We start from the raw sequence: 16964 nt of genomic DNA on the forward strand, positions 1-16964 counted from the left end.
CCGTGGCTCCGTAGGTAAGGAAGGATCAGGTGGGTGGGCCAGGTGGGCCCAGCAGCATCTGCATGAACCAGATGATGAATCCGTAGCCGCCGACCAGCGCGACCGAAAGGATGGGGAACAGGCAGACCACGAGAAAGACGAACAGGCGAGTTTCCTTGCCTTTCATGGCGCTGCGCTCGGGCGGGGTAGCCATTCGCTCTTCTCCGTTGCGTTCGCAATTGAGTCTAGACCCTAACGTTAGTAAGGGCAAAGTCTGTTGAGCTGGATCAAGGAAAAGGAATTGCACGAGCGCTAATGGCACGCGCTCGCGATTATCGATAGCGTGCTAATATTTCGTCTGGTTTCATTCACCTGCAGGCGTCACCCGGTTCGGTCTTGCGGCATGTTCCGGCTATCGCTTGCATCCAGCTTCGTGAGCCAGTCCATCCATGTCCGTGACTCATCTGAGCCGTGGCAGCGCCGGTTATCGGCGTGCCACCCTGGCGCTGTTCTGCGCCGGTTTCGCCACCTTCGCCATGCTTTACTGCGTGCAACCTCTGCTGCCGTTGTTGGCCGCGCACTTTCGCGTGTCTGCGGCCAGCAGCAGCCTGGCGCTTTCGCTGACTACCCTGAGCCTGGCCCTGTGCCTGCTGGTATCCGGTGCACTGGCCGAGAGCTGGGGGCGCAAGCCGGTGATGGTCGCGGCGCTGGGCCTGGCCGCGCTACTGGGGATCGCCTGCGCACTGGTGGAGCAGTGGAGCAGCCTGCTGATTTTGCGTGCGCTGCTGGGGCTGGCGCTGAGCGGTTTGCCGGCGCTGGCCATGGCCTATGTCGGTGAGGAGTTCGACCCTGAAGCGCTACCGGCAGCGATGGGGTTGTATATCGGTGGCACGGCGCTGGGTGGCCTGCTCGGGCGTTTGCTGGCCGGTTTGCTCAGCGACCTGGGCGGTTGGCCCTGGGCCCTGGGCGGCATTGCCGGGCTGGGTTTGCTGGCGCTGGGGCTGTTCATCTGGTTGCTGCCGCCGTCGCGGCATTTTACCGCCCAGCCGCTGTCGGTGCGCGGGCTGCTGGGCAACTTCGCCCTGCACCTGAAGAACCCGCGTTTGCGCGTGCTGTTCGCCCTGGGCTTTCTGCTTATGGGCGGTTTCGTTGCACTGTTCAACTATGTCGGCTTTCGCCTGGCGGGTGCGCCATTCAACCTGTCGGCGACGGTCATCGGCCTGCTGTTCACCGTATACCTGCTCGGCATTCTCAGTGCTGGCTGGGCCGGGCGCCTGGTGCCACGCTTTGGCGCGCGTCAGGTGCTCAATGGCGGCATCGGCCTGATGCTGCTAGGCGTAGCGCTGTGCGCTGCGCCCTGGCTGAGCGCGGCGGTGGTCGGCCTGGCGCTGTTCACCCTGGGCTTCTTCTCGGCCCATGCGGTGGCCAGCGGGCAGGTCGGCATCCATGCGCAGGGCGCCAAGGCGCAGGCATCGGCGCTGTACCTGTGCGCCTATTATCTGGGCTCCAGCCTGGTGGGCTATGTCGGCGGTTACGTCTGGGAGCATGCCGGCTGGCTGGCATTGCTCGGCGTTCTGGCTGCGCTGTTTGTCGTTGCGGGTGCTCTGGTGCAGCGTATCTAGCCTGTTTGCCGCTCGTTCAGTGCAGGTTCAAGGAGGGTTCAGCGGGGATTCAGTCGTCTTCCGGCAGACTCGTTGCCAAGTTGATCAAAACCGCAACGAGAGGAATGACGCCATGAAAATCCCCCTGAACCGTATCGCCTTCGCTACCTGCCTGGTCCTGGGCGCAACCGCTGCCCAGGCCAACGACAATTTCGTCGGCCTGACCTGGGGTCAGACCGACAACAACATCCAGAAGTCCAACGCGCTGAATGCCAACCTCGGCAATCCGAAGCTGGACAAGGTGATCGATGACGAAGGCACCTGGGGTATCCGTGCCGGCCAGACGACCGCTGACGGCCGCTACTACGCGACCTACGAGAATGTCTCGGACAGTCACAATGGCTACAAGCTGCGTCAGCAGAATCTGCTGGGCAGCTACGACATGTTCGTACCGCTGGGCAGCAACAACACCAAGCTGTTCGGCGGCGTGACGGCCGGCCTGGTCAAGCTCGAACAGGAGAGCCGTGGCTTCTCCCGTGACAGTGACATCGGTTTTGCCGCAGGCCTGCAGGCCGGTATTCTGCAGGAACTGAACAGCAACACCTCGATAGAAGCCGGCTATCGTTACCTGCGTACCAATGCCAGCACGGAAATGGCGCCGCATGGTGCAGGCAAGGCCGGGTCGCTGGATCTGCACAGCAGCTCGCAGCTCTACCTCGGCGCCAACTTCGCCTTCTAATGGCGGCATAGCGTTACCAGGCCGGGCATCAGTCCGAGTGAAAACGTAGCGAGCGAAGGTCAGGCAAGGTAAAAGCCGGCGAAGAAGCGCAGTTTACGACTTGTAAATGAGCATTCTGAGCCGGGTTTTAACGCAGCATGGCCGAGCGCAGTAGTTTTCACGCTGACTGATTTGCCCGGCCTTCGCACAACTTAATAGGGGGAGTCTCATGAAATTGCTGGTGGTGGAGGATGAGGCGCTGCTGCGTCACCATCTGTTCACTCGCCTCAGCGAAAACGGGCATGTGGTGGATGCCGTGCGCACCGCCGAAGAAGCACTGTACCGAGCTGAGTCCTTCAATCATGACCTGGCCCTGGTCGACCTCGGTCTGCCTGGTATGAGCGGTATCGACCTGATCCGCGAGCTGCGCAGCCAGGACAAGAACTTTCCGATCCTGATACTCACCGCACGCGGTAACTGGCAGGACAAGGTCGAAGGGCTTTCCTGCGGTGCCGACGACTATGTGGTCAAACCGTTCCAGTTCGAGGAGCTGGAAGCACGTCTGAACGCGCTGCTGCGACGTTCTTCCGGGTTCACCAAGTCGACCATCGAAGCGGGCTCCCTGGTGCTGTACCTCAATCGCAAGCAGGCCACGGTGGATGAACAGTCGCTGCAGCTGACCGCCTACGAGTACCGCATCCTCGAGTACCTCATGCTGCACCATCAGCAGGTGGTGGCCAAGGAGCGCCTGATGGAACAGCTCTATCCGGGCGACGACGAGCGTGATCCCAACGTCATAGAAGTGCTGGTAGGTCGTCTGCGGCGCAAGCTGGAGGCAGTGCTGGGCGGCAAACCGATAGAAACCGTGCGTGGCCAGGGCTACATGTTCAACGAGCGCTGCAAGTGAGTCGAGCGCGCGCCGTTCTACGCAAGCTGCGTATGCGTTTCGCCTCCCTGCGGCTGCGTTTGATGCTGGCCAGCGCCGCGCTGGCGATGCTGTTCATGCTGCTGTTGATGCCGGTGCTGCAGGGCGTGTTTCTCATGGCCCTGGAGCAGACCATCGAAAAGCGCCTGGCCTCCGACGCGGCAGCGCTGATATCCGCCGCGCGTATCGACGACGGCCAGTTGCACATGCCGGAGAAGATGCCGGACGAAGAATTCGACAACCTCGACTCGCACCTGCTGGGCTTCATCTTCGACCGTGAAGGCCAGATGCTCTGGCGCTCGCGCTCATCCATCGACGAACTGGTGCGCTACCTGCCGCGTTATGACGGTCGCGGCCACGAGTTCGTGCGCATTCGCGACGAAAACGGCCAGGAATACTTTGTCTATGACATCGAAGTAGACCTGCTGCGCGGCGATCAAACCGCGCTGAGCATCGTCACCATGCAGCCGACCCGCGAATACCAGGGGCTGTTCAACGGTTTCGCCTGGCAACTGCGCCTGTGGCTGGGCATCGCCCTGCTGGTGCTGCTGGGCCTGCTCTGGTTCGGCCTGACCTGGGGCTTTCGCAGCCTGCGTGGCCTCAGCGACGAGCTCGACGGCGTAGAGGCCGGCACCCGCCTGCGCCTGAGTGACGAACACCCGCGCGAATTGCTGCGCCTGACCAACTCCCTCAACCGCCTGCTCGACAGCGAACGGCGTCAGCGCGAGCGCTACCGCGACTCGCTGGAAGACCTCGCCCACAGCCTGAAAACACCACTCAGCGTGTTGCAGGGCATTGGTGAAAGCCTGGCTGTGCAGCCGGACAATCGCGAACAGGCGCAACTGATGCAGGCGCAGATCGAACGCATGAGCCAGCAGGTCGGCTATCAACTGCAACGCGCCAGCCTGCGCCGCAGCGGCCTGGTACGCCATCGCGAGCAGGTCTGGCCGGTGCTCGACGGCTTGTGCCGCTCGCTGGACAAGGTCTACCGCGACAAGCGCGTCGAAGCGACACTGGAAGTGCCCGAGCACAGCCAGATCACCATGGAACGTGGCGCGCTGATGGAACTGCTCGGCAACCTGCTGGAAAACGCCTACCGCTTGTGCCTGCAACAGGTGCGTGTGAGGCTGCAACCCCTGACCGACGGCTGCCTGCTGACCATCGAAGACGACGGCCCCGGCGTGCCCCCGCACCAGCGTGAGCGGGTGCTGCAGCGCGGCGAACGACTGGATGCACAGAACCCGGGGCAGGGCATCGGCCTGGCGGTGGTGGAAGATATCGTCGACAGCTACGACGGCGAGCTAAGCCTGGAAGATTCGGAACTGGGCGGCGCCTGTTTCAGGGTGCGGTTGTACGACTGAGCCTTGCTGTCAGGCATGTTCTTTCGATTCTTGTATGGAAGCGATCCGCTGCCGGACCAGGCGAGTCCTGCAGCGGAACAAGGTCAATACCAAATGTGAGCCCTGATCGATTGAACGCTTCGCCCTCGCGGCGCGAACTACGGAATGGCCAGGGCGCAAAGGCCCAGAACAGGCCGGATATACGAATGTCATCGCGCTGGTGACAGGTGCAAAAGCGAAGCTTTGCTCACTACTTGTGGGGAGAGTCCATGTTAGTTGTTAGATGCTTGGTGTACGGTCTTCGTTGTGGTGCCATATACGAAGAATGACGATAGTTTCTGTGTGGGCTGAATAGCGGACTATATATTTTCCGAAAACTGCGTCTCGAATGGCTTTTGGGCTTGGAGCAAGCTCAACAGCGCGGCCCATTTCTGGATATAGACAAAGATTCTCGATGCGAGAAAGGAGCTCTGCTGCAACGCGTGCAGCAGCAAGAGGATCGTTCTCTGCTATGAATTCGCGCAGGCGAACGAGGTCTGCCACCGCGTTTTCTGAGTAGGCCAGTCTCACTGACCAGCCTTTGGTGGGGATAGCTCATTGTCGGTGCCCCAGCTTTGCAGCCAGGCAGTCACAGCTTCGCCGGATACAACTCGGCCCTGCGCCACTGACTCCATCGCTTGCAGTGTTTCTTGCCAGCGGTTCTGCTCTAGCTCCTGGCGCTCAAAGAACTCTCTAAGTGCTTGATTAATAAGCCAACTTTTACTTCTCTGAAGCTTCTCGGCCATAGCGCCAAGATTTTCTTCGAGTTCCGGTTGAAGCCGGACGGTTGTGACGCTCATGGATATGCCTCCATACTTTTGAATGCAATGTATTACACAGTATTCATGCGGGCAAGCAGGCTCGGCGCGCGAGTGCGCGTGTTGCACTCAGCTCCTGCAACCGCCCGCGACAGCACCCAGGATGAAAAGCGACATGAAGAACGGCAAGCCTATCGCCTCTGGCGCATTGCCAGCAGGCTTGGGTCAGAACCTAGTGCATATCCGCCTGACCTGTCCATCCACGAAGCCCGATGCACAGGCAGCCATGCTGCCTTACCCCTCCTGTGCCCGATACGCCCCCGGTGTCAGCCCCGTCCATTTCTTGAACGCGCGATGAAAGGCCGAGGGTTCGGAGAAGCCGAGTTGTTCGGCGATGTCCTGAATCGCCAGTTCGTCGCGGCCCAGGTGGTAGATGGCGAGGTCGCGGCGCAGGTGGTCCTTGAGTTCCTGGAAGCTGGTGCCTTCTTCGCGCAGGTGGCGGCGCAGGGTTTGTGGGCTGGTGTGCAGGTGCTGGGCGACCTGTTCCAGGTCCGGCCAGGTGCGGCAGTCGCGGCCGAGCAGGCGACGAATCTGGCTGATCAGGCTGTCGCCGCCGTCGGGACGGGCCAGCAGATCGGCGGGGGAGTGTTGGAGGAATTGCTTGAGCGTGCGTTCGTCCTGCAGCAGCGGCATGGCCAGGTAGCGGGCGTGGAACAGCAGGCTGGTTTGTCCGGCGGCAAAGCGCCGGCTGCAGGGGAACAGCAGTTCGTACTCGGCGGCATGCGCGGGTTCGGGGTAGGCGAAGGTGGCTTCTTCCAGGCGGATGCGCTGGCCGATCAGCCAGCTACCCAGGCGATGCCAGATCACCAGCAGACTTTCGACCAGAAAATGGTCCGGATCCCACAGCGTGCTGTCGTCGACGCTCAGCCGCGCCCAGTCGCCTTCGCGTTGCAGGCTGATGCCTGGCGCGTCGGGAAACAGGCCGTAGAACATCGCGCCACGACTCAGGGCTTTTTCCAGGCTGCGGCAGTGGATGATGGCGTGGCTCATCATGGCGAAGGTGCCGCGTTTGCTCGGCTGGCGGCCGAAACCCAGGTATTCGTCGTCCAGCGCTTCCCACAGCAGTTGCATCAGCCGGGAGAATTGCTCCGGGGCGATGCGTGCGCGCGGCTCGACCAGCACGGCGCTCTGGATGCCAGCCTGGCGCAGTATCGGGTCGCAGGCCAGGCCGTGGCGGTCCGCACCGCGCAGGGCGGCGCGGACGAAGTGGCTGGCAATGGTGCGTTCGCGCATGCTGGGTTTCCGAAATCGAGGGTGGTCGATGGTAGGCAGTTGCTCCCAGCCAGGGCAAGCCAACCGAGCGATTGGGTCAACCGAGGCTGAGCGCATGGGTCATTGAGGGGCGGCGGGGCGGCCCTTAACCTCAAGGACATAACAACAGCGGAGGACCCGCCCCATGCAACGCAACCATTTCGACACCGAGCACAACCTGTTCCGCGACGCCTTCGCTGCGTTTCTCGATAAAGAGGTGGTGCCGCATCAGGAAGCCTGGGAAGAGGCTGGTGTGGTGGATCGCAGCGTGTGGCGCAAAGCCGGCGAGATGGGTTTTCTGTTGCCCTGGGCGGACGAGGAGTACGGCGGAGCGGGGCTCAAGGACTTTCGTTACGAGCAGATCATGTGCGAGGAGCTGGCGCGCATCAACGAACCGGGTTTCATGATCCCGCTACACTCGGCGCTGTGCGGCCCCTATATCGCCGAGTACGGCAATGCCGAGCAGAAGGCGCGCCTGCTGCCGGGCATCATCAGCGGTGAAACCATCCTGGCGGTGGCGATGACCGAGCCGTCTGCCGGCTCCGATCTGGCCGGCATGCGCACCACGGCCGTGGACAAGGGCGATCACTGGTTGCTCAACGGTTCCAAGGTGTTCATCTCCAACGGCTACCTGGCTGATGTAGTGATCGTCGCAGCCAAGACCGACCCGGCCAACAAGCACGCCATGGGGCTGTTTCTGGTGGAGCGGGGCATGCCCGGCTTCGAGCGCGGCAAGAAGCTGAAGAAGCTCGGCATGCACAGCCAGGACACTGCCGAGCTGTTCTTCAACGACGTTAAGGTGCCCAAGGAGAACCTCTTGGGCGATGCCAAGGGCGGCTTCTTCTACCTGATGAATATGCTCGCCCAGGAGCGCCTGACCAATGCCTGTGGCGCTGTGGCCGGCGCCGAGGCGGCGCTGCAGACCACCATCGAGTACGTCAAGGAACGCCAGGCCTTTGGCCGCCCGGTGGCGCATTTTCAGAACACCCGTTTCAAGCTGGCCGAGATGCGCACCCAGATCGACGTGGCCCAGGTGTTCACCGACCGCTGCGTGATGGACCACAACCAGAAGAAGCTCACTCCCGAAGTGGCCGCCGAGGCCAAGCTGTTCACCACCGAACTGCTCGGCAAGGTGGTGGACGAGGGCGTGCAACTGCACGGCGGCTGGGGCTACATGTGGGAGTATCCGATCTGCAAGATGTACGCGAATGCGCGCATCCAGCGCATCTTCGCCGGTACGTCGGAGATCATGAAGGAGATCATCAGTCGCGGGATGAAGCTGTAGGATTGTGCAGGCTTCATCCGTAGGGCGGGTGCAACCCGCCATCGGCGCTCTGGCGGGTTGCACCCGCCCTACGGGCAGCTACCTATAACAAAAACCAAGGTCAGCGCGATGAGTCAATCTCTGCAACTGCCTCTCGAACGCTTCAACCATTGGCTGCATCGGCAGCCCGATGCCATCTGGCTGCGCCAGCCTGTAGAGGGCGTCTGGCATGATTACAGCTGGCGCCAGGTCGACGACCAGGCGCGTCGCCTGGCCAGCGCGCTGCTGGCGCTGGGCTGCGTGCCGGGCGAGCGCGTTGCGCTGCTGGCGAAGAACTGCGCCGAATGGTTTATCAGCGACCTGGCGATCCAGCTCGCCGGACTGGTCAGCGTGCCGCTGCATCCGCTGCAGGCGCCGGAACAGATCGCCTATGTGCTGGAGCAGGCGGGCTGCAAGGTAATCCTGGTTGGCAAGCTGGATGAGCCGGACAAGCTGGCCACCGGTATCGCGGCGCATATCACCCGCATCGCCATGCCTTATCCGACCATGCCTGCCGAGCACCAGTGGCAGGCCTTGCTGGCGGCGCATGAGTCGCTGCTCGGCGCGCATCTGCAACGCGGCGAGGATCTGCTGTCGATCCTCTATACCTCCTGCACCACCGGGCAGCTCAAGGGCGTGATGCTCTCGGCCCACGCCATGGCGTTCTCTGCGGCTCACGCCACGGCGGAGCTGAACATGACGCCGCAGATCAGTTCTTTTCCTACCTGCCGCTGTCGCATGCCGCCGAGCGCTTTCTGGTCGAATTCAACAGCCTCTACTGCGGCGCACCGGTGGCCTTTGTCGAGTCGCTGGAGACCTTCGCCAGGTGCGTCCCACTGTGTTCTTCTCGGTGCCACGGTTGTGGACGCGCTTTCAGCAGGGCGTGCTGGAGAAATTGCCGGCGCACAAGCTCGAGAGCCTGCTGCGTATCCCGCTGCTGGGGCGGCTGGTTGCACACCGGTGACCGCAGCCAGCTGGACGAGGCGGGCTACCTGCGCATCACCGGGCGGGTCAAGGACATCTTCAAGACCAGCAAGGGCAAATACGTCGCGCCAGCGCCCATCGAGGGCAAGATCGCCAAGACTCATTGGGTCGAACAGGTGTGCCTGATGGGCAGCAACCTGGATCAACCGTTGGCGCTGGTCGAGCTGTCACCCGCCGCTCGCCAGCAACCGCGTGAGTTGCTCGGCCAGTCACTTGCCGAGCATCTGCATGCAGTCAATCAACGACTGGAGGCGCACGAGCGTGTCAGCCATTTCTACCTGGTCAGCGAGGCCTGGACAGTGGATAACGGCAGCATGACGCCGACCATGAAGATTCGCCGCAACGTGCTGGAAATGCGCTATGCCGAGGTCATTGCCGGCCTGCCAGGCGAGCAGGTCATTGTCTGGGAAGATTAACTCATCGTCCGGGTGCAAGCCGGCAAGCGTCATGCCCACTTGCACCCTGGCCAACTCGAACACGCCATCTGGGAGTCACCATGTCTGGCCCGTTGTCATCACTGAAGATTCTCGATTTCTCCACCCTGCTGCCGGGGCCGTTCGCCTCGCTGCTGCTGGCCGATATGGGCGCCGAGGTGCTGCGGGTGGAGTCGCCCACGCGTATGGATCTGATCCGCGTGCTGCCGCCGCACGACGGCGGCGCCTCCACCAGCCACGCCTACCTCAACCGCAACAAGCGCAGCATCGCCCTCGATCTCAAACGCCCCGAGGCGGTCGAGGTGGTCAAGCGCCTGGTCAGTGAGTACGACATCGTGCTCGAACAGTTTCGCCCCGGTGTGATGGACAAGCTGGGCGTCGGCTATGCCGCGCTCAAGGCGATCAACCCACGGCTGATCTATGTGTCGATCACGGGTTACGGGCAGAGCGGGCCATACCGTGACCGCGCGGGGCATGACATCAACTACCTGGCGCTGGCCGGGATCGCCAGCTACACCGGGCGTCGCGACAGCGGGCCATTGCCGCTTGGCGTGCAACTGGCCGACCTGGCCGGCGGCTCGCTGCATGGCGTGATCGGCCTGCTCGCGGCCGTGGTGCAGCGCCAGGCCACCGGTGTGGGGCAGCAGGTCGACGTGAGCATCACCGACTGCGCGTTCAGCCTGCACGGCATGGCGGGGGCTGGTTACCTCGGCGCCGGCGTCGAGCCGGGCATGGAAAACCAGGCGCTCAACGGCGGCAGCTTTTATGATTACTACCGCACCCGTGATGGGCGCTGGTTCTCCGTGGGTAGTCTGGAGCCGCAGTTCATGCAGCAGTTCTGCGCCGCCATTGGCCGGCCTGAACTGGCGGCGCGCGGCCTGTCGCTCAAGCCTGAAGATCAGCAAGCGCTCAAGCGCGAGATCGAAATCGAGTTCGAGAAGCGTGATTTCGCCCAGTGGTGCGAAGTGTTCGCCGGCATCGACGCTTGCGTCGAGCCCATGCTGCCACTGTCCGAGGCGGTCGAGCATCCGCAGGTCAAGGCGCGTGGGCTGGTTGTCGAGGTGCCGCGCGAAGGCTTGCCGGCGCAGCCGCAGCTGGCCTGCCCGCTGAAGTTCTCCGAGGGCTTGCCGCCGCCCCGGCATGTCGGAGCGGCGGTTGGCGCGCATACCGCCGAAGTGTTGACGGAGCTGGGTTATGACGCCGAACAGATCACGGCATTGAGGAAGGCTGGGGCGCTGAGTTGAGTCGCAAGGCTCACTGTCTGGCAACGTCGCTGCGTACACCCCCACCCTAGGTGGCTTCGATACGGGCGTAGGGTGCGCCGCGCGCACCGAGGCGTTTAAGGAGTTTCCCCATCACTCCCGGCGCTGCTCGCCACTGAAGGTCAGCGTCACCTTGCAACGCCGGCAGTAGTAGCGTCGCCCTTTGGCCACCAGCGCATGACGCTGGGCCGAGAAGGGGAACTCGCCATCCACGCAACTGCAGCGGTAGATGAAGCGGTTGACTTTGCGGCGTTCGACTTCATAGCTGTGGCAACGATGCGGCGGCAGTTCGTAGACGCCGCGCATGATCAGTTGCCATTCCTCGCCATGCGGCTGAATGCGTGGGCCGAATAGCTGATGGGCGACCATGTGGGCGACTTCGTGCGGCACTGTCTGGCGCAGGAAGTCTTCCTGGTTGGCCCGGTACAGCTGCAGATTGAAGCGCAGCTTGTTTTCCGTCAGGTGCGCGACCCCCGCCTTCTGCCCACGCAGCTTGAAGCTGATCTCGGGGCGGGCAAAGCGTTGCTTGAAGAAGGCTTCGGCCTGCTGGTAGCAGGCTTCGACGCGGGCGTGAATCTGTTCGGGCATAGGCGGGGGAGAGCAGGGGCTGGCTGAGCGCTGATTATGCCGTAAGCCGGCAGCCCGTGCCGCTGCCAATGAAAAGGCCGCCCGAGGGCGGCCATGTCGATACCTCAACTATTCAACTGGTGTAGACCGGGCCGATGCCCATGCCCCAGAGAATGACCGAGCTGGCAATCATGGCCACCAGCACCACCAGGCCTACCGCCAGCACTGAACTGGAGAACATGAAGCCTTCGTCCTCGGGAATGTTCATGAAGGTCGGTATGCCGACGTAGAGCAGGTAAACCGTGTAGCAGATGGCGACCGTGCCGACGATCATGCCCAGCCACAGGTGGGGGTACAGCGCTGCAAGACCTCCGATGAACAGCGGGGTGGCGGTGTAGGCGGCGAACACGACGCACTGGGTCAGACTCGGGTTGGCATCGTAGGTGCGCGCCATCCAGTGGATGAAAGCGCCCATCACGGCTACCCCTGCGAGCATCGCCAGGTAGGACATGATGGCCATCACCATCGCACTGCCTTCGGTCAGCATCACCGGCGCTCGGTCGCCGATGGCCCAGCCGACCTGGGTGGTGCCGATGTAAGCCGAGACGGCAGGAATCGCCGCGAGAATCAGTACGTGGGTCAGGTACATGTGGCTGATGGTTTCTTCCTCGCCACGAATTTCTTGCCATTCTTGGTCGGGATGGGTGAAGAGCCCCCAAACGTGGTGGATCATGCCAGACACCTCCTTTTCTTATGACAGTCGCCCCCCGGCGGAGGCCCGGTGCGCATGGACAGCGTTACCGGGTATCAGGCCAAATCGTTGCGACCTTATGTCGCAGTATAGGCAGAGCCTGAAGCCGGCGTGATGCCTGGCTTTAGAGCAAATTGCTCTGTGCCGGTCAGCGGTAATAGCGCTCTAGAATTTCCATGGCCAGGTTGATCGACTGCAGCCGCTCTGTGCTGCCGCCTCTGTCCGGGTGATGCAGGCTGACCATTTGTCGGTAGCGCTGCTTGATGCGTGACAAGTCGAGGGTTTGTTCGTGGTTCAGCTCGAACAGCTCCAGCGCGGCCTGTTTTTCGTCACCGCCCTGCATGCGTGTCCAGAAGCTGGTGAGCAGGCGCTCGACGTCGCGTTCGTCGGTATCGCGCAGCTGGCTCATGTCCAGGTAGTAGTCGCGCAGCTCGTCGCGCTCGCTCAGTGCAGCTGTGCCGGGCTGATAGGGCAGCAGGCGAATGCACAGCGGGCTGATTTCGAGCAGATGCGTCTGCGCCTGCCGGAGCTGATCGCGCAGGCGGTAAAGGGCGTTGAACAGCAGAAAGTGGGTGCGAAACAGCACCAGCTTGTCGGTCAGCGGCAGGTTGGGCAGGTGGCCGCTATGGCGGGCCTTGAGCTGCTGGATCAGGGCGTATTCGGCCAGCCCGTCCGGAGCGGCCTGCAGCAGTTGCAGTACCTGGTCGGCGAGATCCTGGCTGGGGTCGAGGTCGTCATTCATCGGCCGAGCCTAGCATTTAACCGCCGATGGGGTAGGGGCGCGGCGCCTTTGTGCGTAAAATGTCGCGCTTTCGTTCTCACCCCTCGGATTTCGACGCACCATGGGCACCCTTTCGGTCAACCAGAACAAACTGCAGAAGCGCATTCGCCGCCTGGCCGGCGAAGCCATCACCGACTTCAACATGATCGAGGATGGCGACAAGGTGATGGTCTGCCTGTCCGGCGGCAAGGACAGCTACACCATGCTCGACGTGCTGCTGTACCTGCAGAAGGTGGCGCCGATCCAGTTCGAGATCGTCGCGGTGAACATGGATCAGAAGCAGCCCGGTTTCCCCGAGCATGTGCTGCCGGCCTATCTGGAATCCATTGGTGTGCAGTACCACATCATCGAGAAGGACACCTACTCGGTGGTGAAAGAGAAGATCCCCGAGGGCAAGACCACCTGCTCGCTGTGCTCGCGCCTGCGTCGTGGCACCCTGTACACCTACGCCGACGAGATCGGTGCGACCAAGATGGCGCTGGGGCACCACCGCGAAGACATTCTGGAAACCTTCTTCCTCAACATGTTCTACGGCGGCACGCTCAAGGCCATGCCGCCCAAGCTGCTCTCCGACGATGGCCGCAACGTGGTGATCCGCCCGCTGGCCTATTGCGCCGAGGCCGATATCGAGGCCTACAGCCAGCTCAAGGAATTTCCCATCATCCCCTGCAACCTGTGCGGTTCGCAGGAGAACCTGCAGCGCCAGGTGGTCAAGGAGATGCTGCAGGAGTGGGAGCGCAAGAGCCCCGGTCGCGTCGAGATCATGTTCCGCGCCCTGCAGAACGTGCACCCCTCGCAACTGGCCGACCGCAACCTGTTCGACTTCAAGAGCCTGAAGATCGACGACAGCGCCACGCCGCGCTTCCTCGATGTGATGAGCCTGTAAGCCATCGCGGCTAAAGCCCCTCCCACGGCTCGCGTCGCATGTGGGAGCGGCTTTAGTCGCGACGCTTGCCAGGCCGCAAAGGCCTGGAGTATGGTTCGGCCATCGCTTTGGAGAATCTCATGTCCGCCAGCCTCAACCTTCTGTCCATGCTGCAAGCCGGTGCCTCACGCGCCGCGTTGGCGCGTGCGCAGTTGGTCGTGGCGGCGGCGTATTACTTCTTTGGGTATTGGTTTAGCCACAGGCGCGCCTGATACCCCACAGGCGGCCTGAGACACCAGGGTCGCCACCAGATACGTTTTCCAGAAAACCCCCGGTCGGCAACCCGACCGGGGGTTTTGTTTTTTCCGGCCGAAAAACGGCCAACCACTTAGAGGATGTGCAGATGAACCGTTACCAGAACTATTACCGCAACGACTGGCGATTTAGCAGCGTCACCACCGCCCTGACACCTTTGCCACGAACACTCAGTTAGCGCCGCCGCGGTATAGACCGCGCCGGCCAAGGAACCGCCAGATCATGAACAGCTCCGCTCAACTCGCTTCTACCGTTACCACCATCGCCCGCCGCAGCGCCCAGCCGCTGCCCAGTCCCGCCGTATTGCGCCAGCGCTTACCGCTATCCGCCGCACTTGCCGAACGTATCGCCGCCGACCGTGAGGCCATCCGCGCCGTGCTCGATGGCCGTGATTCGCGCCTGTTGGTGGTGGTCGGCCCCTGTTCCCTGCATGACCGCAGCAGCGCCCTCGAATATGCCGAGCGCCTCGCCGAGCTGGCCCCGCAGGTCGACGACCAGCTGCTGCTGGTGATGCGCGCCTACGTGGAGAAACCGCGTACCACCGTGGGCTGGAAGGGGCTGCTGTACGACCCGCATCTGGATGGCAGCGGCGACATGGCCGAAGGCCTGCGCCTGTCGCGCCAGCTGATGCTGGAAATTCTCGAGCGCGGCCTGCCGCTGGCCAGCGAGCTGCTGCAGCCGATGGCCGCCGGTTACTTCGATGATCTGCTCGGCTGGGCGGCAATTGGCGCACGCACCAGCGAGTCGCAGGTGCACCGCGAGATGGTCAGCGGCCTGGATCTGCCGGTGGGCTTCAAGAATGGCACCGACGGCAGCATCGGCATCGCCTGCGATGCCATGCGTTCGGCAGCGCACCCGCACCAGCATTTCGGCATCGACGATCTTGGCCACCCGGCGCTGCTGCATACCGCCGGCAACCCGGACACCCATCTGGTGCTGCGCGGCGGTCATGGCGCGCCGAACCATGATGCCGCCAGCGTCGCCGCCGCGCGCCAGGCGCTCGAGCGCCAGGGTATCGCGCCGCGGATCATGGTCGACTGCAGCCATGCCAACAGCGGCAAGGACCCGCTGCGCCAGCCCGCGGTGCTGGACAGCGTGATCGACCAGCGCCTGGCCGGCGACAGCAGCCTGCGCGGGGTGATGCTGGAGAGCCACCTGTTCGATGGTTGCCAGGCGCTGTCCGGCGAGCTGCGCTATGGCGTGTCGATCACCGACGGCTGTCTGGGCTGGAGTGGTACCGAGGCTGCGTTGCGCCGGGCCGCCGAGCGTTTGCGTGGGTGAGAGTAGGCAGGCGGCGCTTTGCTGTAGGCGCCGCGCCTCGCGGCGAATGTGCTCAGGCCCCAGGCGCCGAGGCAAAACGCTTCGCCCCGGGGCGGGGCTCCCACAGGACTTGAACTGTGACGCTTACTCCGTGCAGGCTTCGTCGTTCGTTTCATGAAGGATTCGATTCATGCGTGATTACAAGTGGCTGCACGAGTTCTGCCTCAACCGTTTCGGCTCGGCGAAGGCGCTGGAGGCCAGGTTGCCGCAGCCGCGTAGCGATGCCGAACTGCGGGCGCTGAGCGATGATCGCTACCTGTCGCTGATCAGCCTGCGCATCTTCCGCGCCGGGCTCAAGCACAGTCTGGTGGACGCCAAATGGCCGGCGTTCGAGGAAGTATTCTTCGGTTTCGACCCGGAGAAGGTGGTGCTGATGGGCGCCGAGCGCCTGGAGAACCTGATGCAGGATGCGCGGCTGATTCGCCACCTGGGCAAGCTGAAAAGCGTGCCGCGCAACGCTCAGTTCATTCTTGATGTGCGGGCTGGACGCTTACAAGGCAGTCCCTCATCCGGCGCTGCGCGCCACCTTGATCCACAGGGATGTGGTGAATGCAGGACTCCCGCCGGGAGCGGGAGCTGCCTCCCAGAGGGAGAAGGGCATCAGGCTCGACCTGCGGCCGATTTTTCTTTTGGCACCCTGATCGCCGATTGGCCGGTGAGCGATATCGTCGGGTTGTGGAAGTATCTGGCCAAGCATGGCAGTCAGCTTGGCGGTCTGTCGGCGCCGCGCTTCCTGCGTATGGTGGGCAAGGACACCTTCGTCCCTACCGATGACATGGTCGCCGCGCTCAAGGCGCAGGACGTGATCGACAAGGCGCCGACCAGCTTGAAAGACCTGGCCGCGGTGCAGGCGGCGTTCAACCAGTGGCAGGCCGAAAGCGGCCGACCGCTGTGTCAGCTATCGGTGATGCTGGCGCATACGGTCAATCACTGAGCGATTGCTGCAAGGCCTCCAGCCATTCCTTGGGCACGTCACGCTTCATCGCCAACTGGCATTGCTGGCTGTCAGGGTCGAAGACGATAACCGCCTCGCCCTTGTCCAGGGCGCGGCGTACGCGCTGCACGCGGGTTTCCAGCGGGGTTTCATCGCCGTTGTCGGTGCCGTCGCGGGTGACGAAATCTTCGATCAGGGCGGTGAGGGTATCGGCTTGCAGCAGGTGAGCGGGGATCAGCACAGCGAATCGACTCCATTTGTTGGCAGCCATGATAGAGCTAGAGGGCGCTCAACTGCGAGAGCGTTCAGGAGCGATTGCCGGGGCGTTTCAAAAAAGCTATGTCTGAGTTAACTGTTGCATATCCCTATACCCCAACGCCTCTTTCAAGCAAATCAATGGGTTGAGCTGTGTTTTGTAGCGCTCAAGCAGGCGGCGCCAGCCCAGATAGTTCGTTAGGTACTTGGTGGCCACACCATGAAAAGGAATCATCCAGCTCTTGAGTCGGCTGTCGTAGGCATTCACGTTCTGGATGTGGAAAGCACCATCAACCCGTCGATTCTGGCTCGGGTTAATCGGTCGGTGAGTGATGCCTTCAACCTTGGCGAAATGGGCGTAGACACCTGCGCTGTCAGTACAGAGAATCGCATCCGCGTCTATCAGCGGGCGTAGCCGCTCCCCTATGTGCTGTGCATCCAGCTTTTCCAACTTGAAGTCTGCCTGCTGACCACTGCGATCTCTTACCACCAGCACAGGAATTTGCTCGGCAGACAGTCCGC

General features: G+C 62.6%; 20 protein-coding genes and 2 pseudogenes. 13 read left to right on the forward strand and 9 right to left on the reverse strand.

Annotated elements, in window-relative coordinates:
- Positions 1–25: 25 nt before the first annotated feature.
- Positions 26–193 carry a periplasmic nitrate reductase, NapE protein gene (gene napE, locus DBO86_RS24610; protein WP_039964770.1) on the reverse strand — a complete coding sequence of 56 codons (168 nt, stop codon included), beginning with the start codon at positions 191–193 and terminating at the stop codon, positions 26–28.
- A gap of 235 nt (positions 194–428) precedes the next feature.
- Between napE and DBO86_RS24615 the strand changes: the two genes are divergently transcribed.
- From DBO86_RS24615 to DBO86_RS24630, 4 genes are all read left to right on the forward strand, one after another.
- Positions 429–1601 (forward strand): MFS transporter, encoded by a 1173-nt coding sequence (locus DBO86_RS24615; protein WP_108235138.1) that lies wholly within the window; start codon positions 429–431, stop codon positions 1599–1601.
- 112 nt (positions 1602–1713) lie between these two features.
- Positions 1714–2319, forward strand: a complete 606-nt coding sequence (locus DBO86_RS24620) for an outer membrane beta-barrel protein (RefSeq protein ID WP_108235139.1) — start codon at positions 1714–1716, stop codon at positions 2317–2319.
- A 208-nt stretch (positions 2320–2527) separates the two neighbouring features.
- Positions 2528–3205 (forward strand): response regulator transcription factor, encoded by a 678-nt coding sequence (locus DBO86_RS24625; RefSeq protein ID WP_003461521.1) that lies wholly within the window; start codon positions 2528–2530, stop codon positions 3203–3205.
- On the forward strand, positions 3202–4584 hold the full coding sequence (locus DBO86_RS24630) for an ATP-binding protein (protein ID WP_108235140.1): 1383 nt from the start codon (positions 3202–3204) through the stop codon (positions 4582–4584). The genes DBO86_RS24625 and DBO86_RS24630 overlap by 4 nt, the downstream gene beginning before the upstream one ends.
- 258 nt (positions 4585–4842) lie before the next feature.
- On the opposite strand, the gene DBO86_RS24635 is transcribed toward DBO86_RS24630, so the two are convergent.
- The 3 genes from DBO86_RS24635 to DBO86_RS24645 all read right to left on the reverse strand — a co-directional run bounded on the left by DBO86_RS24635 (position 4843) and on the right by DBO86_RS24645 (position 6653).
- Positions 4843–5133 carry a type II toxin-antitoxin system RelE/ParE family toxin gene (locus DBO86_RS24635; protein ID WP_108235141.1) on the reverse strand — a complete coding sequence of 97 codons (291 nt, stop codon included), beginning with the start codon at positions 5131–5133 and terminating at the stop codon, positions 4843–4845.
- The gene (locus DBO86_RS24640) at positions 5130–5402 is read right to left on the reverse strand and encodes a CopG family ribbon-helix-helix protein (protein ID WP_108235142.1); all 273 of its coding nucleotides are present in this window, start codon (positions 5400–5402) and stop codon (positions 5130–5132) included. The genes DBO86_RS24635 and DBO86_RS24640 overlap by 4 nt, the downstream gene beginning before the upstream one ends.
- A gap of 252 nt (positions 5403–5654) precedes the next feature.
- Positions 5655–6653 carry an AraC family transcriptional regulator gene (locus tag DBO86_RS24645; RefSeq protein WP_039964767.1) on the reverse strand — a complete coding sequence of 333 codons (999 nt, stop codon included), beginning with the start codon at positions 6651–6653 and terminating at the stop codon, positions 5655–5657.
- Between the two features lie 163 nt (positions 6654–6816).
- Between DBO86_RS24645 and DBO86_RS24650 the strand changes: the two genes are divergently transcribed.
- From DBO86_RS24650 to DBO86_RS24660, 5 genes and pseudogenes are all read left to right on the forward strand, one after another.
- On the forward strand, positions 6817–7956 hold the full coding sequence (locus DBO86_RS24650) for an acyl-CoA dehydrogenase family protein (protein ID WP_003461515.1): 1140 nt from the start codon (positions 6817–6819) through the stop codon (positions 7954–7956).
- Between the two features lie 108 nt (positions 7957–8064).
- Positions 8065–8595: pseudogene (locus tag DBO86_RS26950) on the forward strand (AMP-binding protein); the annotation flags it as partial.
- 205 nt (positions 8596–8800) lie between these two features.
- Positions 8801–8938 carry a hypothetical protein gene (locus DBO86_RS26955; RefSeq protein ID WP_231976634.1) on the forward strand — a complete coding sequence of 46 codons (138 nt, stop codon included), beginning with the start codon at positions 8801–8803 and terminating at the stop codon, positions 8936–8938.
- The gene (locus tag DBO86_RS26960) at positions 8925–9374 is read left to right on the forward strand and encodes an acyl-CoA synthetase family protein (RefSeq protein ID WP_003461513.1); all 450 of its coding nucleotides are present in this window, start codon (positions 8925–8927) and stop codon (positions 9372–9374) included. The genes DBO86_RS26955 and DBO86_RS26960 overlap by 14 nt, the downstream gene beginning before the upstream one ends.
- 80 nt (positions 9375–9454) lie before the next feature.
- On the forward strand, positions 9455–10636 hold the full coding sequence (locus DBO86_RS24660; protein ID WP_074861331.1) for a CaiB/BaiF CoA transferase family protein: 1182 nt from the start codon (positions 9455–9457) through the stop codon (positions 10634–10636).
- 111 nt (positions 10637–10747) lie between these two features.
- Here the strand turns inward: DBO86_RS24660 and DBO86_RS24665 are convergent, their stop codons facing one another.
- The 3 genes from DBO86_RS24665 to DBO86_RS24675 form a co-directional block, all read right to left on the reverse strand.
- Positions 10748–11242 (reverse strand): SprT family zinc-dependent metalloprotease, encoded by a 495-nt coding sequence (locus DBO86_RS24665; protein WP_074861328.1) that lies wholly within the window; start codon positions 11240–11242, stop codon positions 10748–10750.
- A 112-nt stretch (positions 11243–11354) separates the two neighbouring features.
- Complete coding sequence (locus DBO86_RS24670; RefSeq protein WP_003461508.1) at positions 11355–11954, reverse strand: Yip1 family protein; 600 nt, start codon at positions 11952–11954, stop codon at positions 11355–11357.
- A gap of 166 nt (positions 11955–12120) precedes the next feature.
- On the reverse strand, positions 12121–12714 hold the full coding sequence (locus DBO86_RS24675; RefSeq protein ID WP_074861326.1) for a DNA-J related domain-containing protein: 594 nt from the start codon (positions 12712–12714) through the stop codon (positions 12121–12123).
- A gap of 100 nt (positions 12715–12814) precedes the next feature.
- Here DBO86_RS24675 and ttcA point away from each other — a divergent pair, with 100 nt between their 5' ends.
- The 4 genes from ttcA to DBO86_RS24690 all read left to right on the forward strand — a co-directional run bounded on the left by ttcA (position 12815) and on the right by DBO86_RS24690 (position 16187).
- Entirely contained in the window at positions 12815–13639 is an 825-nt protein-coding gene (ttcA, locus tag DBO86_RS24680; protein ID WP_108235143.1) for a tRNA 2-thiocytidine(32) synthetase TtcA, read from the forward strand.
- A gap of 119 nt (positions 13640–13758) precedes the next feature.
- Entirely contained in the window at positions 13759–13890 is a 132-nt protein-coding gene (locus DBO86_RS27125) for a hypothetical protein (protein WP_255311643.1), read from the forward strand.
- 265 nt (positions 13891–14155) lie between these two features.
- Positions 14156–15214 (forward strand): 3-deoxy-7-phosphoheptulonate synthase, encoded by a 1059-nt coding sequence (locus tag DBO86_RS24685; RefSeq protein ID WP_074861323.1) that lies wholly within the window; start codon positions 14156–14158, stop codon positions 15212–15214.
- Positions 15215–15383: 169 nt separating this feature from the next.
- Entirely contained in the window at positions 15384–16187 is an 804-nt protein-coding gene (locus DBO86_RS24690) for a DNA-3-methyladenine glycosylase I (RefSeq protein ID WP_003461501.1), read from the forward strand.
- Here the strand turns inward: DBO86_RS24690 and DBO86_RS24695 are convergent.
- Positions 16177–16428: a YheU family protein gene (locus tag DBO86_RS24695; RefSeq protein WP_039964765.1), complete on the reverse strand. Its 252-nt coding sequence runs from the start codon at positions 16426–16428 to the stop codon at positions 16177–16179. The two genes, DBO86_RS24690 and DBO86_RS24695, sit on opposite strands and share 11 nt — an antisense overlap.
- A gap of 96 nt (positions 16429–16524) precedes the next feature.
- Positions 16525–16964: pseudogene (locus tag DBO86_RS24700) on the reverse strand (IS1595-like element ISAchd1 family transposase); the annotation flags it as partial.

This window comes from Ectopseudomonas oleovorans, from assembly GCF_003052605.1.
Taxonomy (GTDB): Bacteria; Pseudomonadota; Gammaproteobacteria; order Pseudomonadales; family Pseudomonadaceae; genus Aquipseudomonas; species Aquipseudomonas oleovorans_A.